The sequence below is a fragment of the Jannaschia seohaensis genome (assembly GCF_900116765.1).
Lineage (GTDB): Bacteria > Pseudomonadota > Alphaproteobacteria > Rhodobacterales > Rhodobacteraceae > Jannaschia > Jannaschia seohaensis.
Genome location: NZ_UETC01000036.1, coordinates 1 through 1,110, shown reverse-complemented (window position 1 = coordinate 1,110; position 1,110 = coordinate 1). Strand labels below are relative to the sequence as shown.

The window sequence follows — 1,110 nt, the reverse complement described above, 5'->3', positions numbered from 1 at the left end:
CACCGACAGCGCCGCGCCCTACACCACCGACATCCTCAGCCTCGATGACGGCCAGGTCAGCCTGCAAAAGGCCGTCACCGTCACCGACGGAGGCGCCACCTGGGAGGGCGACACCGCCGCCGCCGCCGCCAGCGTCGATCTCGGCGGCAACTTCATCGTCGGTGATGACGGGCCCTCGGTCTCCGTCGCCGCCGACGGCGCCGAGCCGGGCGCGGTCTATCTCTTCGACGGCGACCTCGCGAACGGCAACTTCCAGGGCGTCGACACCGACGAGCCCGCGGACGGCGTGCCCGATGCCGACGAGGCCCGCGACGGCCTCCCGTCTCCGAACGCGGCCACGGTGGACTTCACCGGCACCTTCAGCACCGCGACCGCGACCGGGGCCGATGGCGGCGCGTCCGCGACCACCTGGTCGCTGCTGCTCGGCGCGGCCACGGGCTCGGCGGTCCAGTTCAGCGGGGACACCCTCACCAGCGGCGGCGCCACCGTCACCTGGAAGCAGATCACCGAGGACGAAGTCTATGCCGGCGTGATCAATGCCGGCACGGGCGAAGAGGCCGAGGTGTTCCGGCTGGCCTCGAACGGCGACGGCACGGTCACCTTCACCCAGAAGCTGGTCTTCGACCACACCCGCACCGACAGCGCAGCGCCCTACACCACCGACATCCTCAGCCTCGATGACGGCCAGGTCAGCCTGCAAAAGGCCGTCACCGTCACCGACGGAGGCGACACCTGGGAGGGCGACACCGCCGCCGCCGCCGCCAGCGTCGATCTCGGCGGCAACTTCATCGTCGGTGATGACGGGCCCTCGGTCTCCGTCGCCGCCGACGGCGCCGAGCCGGGCGCGGTCTATCTCTTCGACGGCGACCTCGCGAACGGCAACTTCCAGGGCGTCGACACCGACGAGCCCGCGGACGGCGTGCCCGATGCCGACGAGGCCCGCGACGGCCTCCCGTCTCCGAACGCGGCCACGGTGGACTTCACCGGCACCTTCAGCACCGCGACCGCGACCGGGGCCGATGGCGGCGCGTCCGCGACCACCTGGTCGCTGCTGCTCGGCGCGGCCACGGGCTCGGCGGTCCAGTTCAGCGGGGACACCCTCACCAGCGG

At 72.3% G+C, this 1,110-nt stretch carries 1 protein-coding gene; it reads left to right on the top strand.

Annotation, left to right across the window (positions count from 1 at the left end):
• The coding region (locus DTQ71_RS23750) for a DUF5801 repeats-in-toxin domain-containing protein (RefSeq protein WP_211317188.1) at positions 1-1,110 on the top strand (1,110 nt) is incomplete at both ends.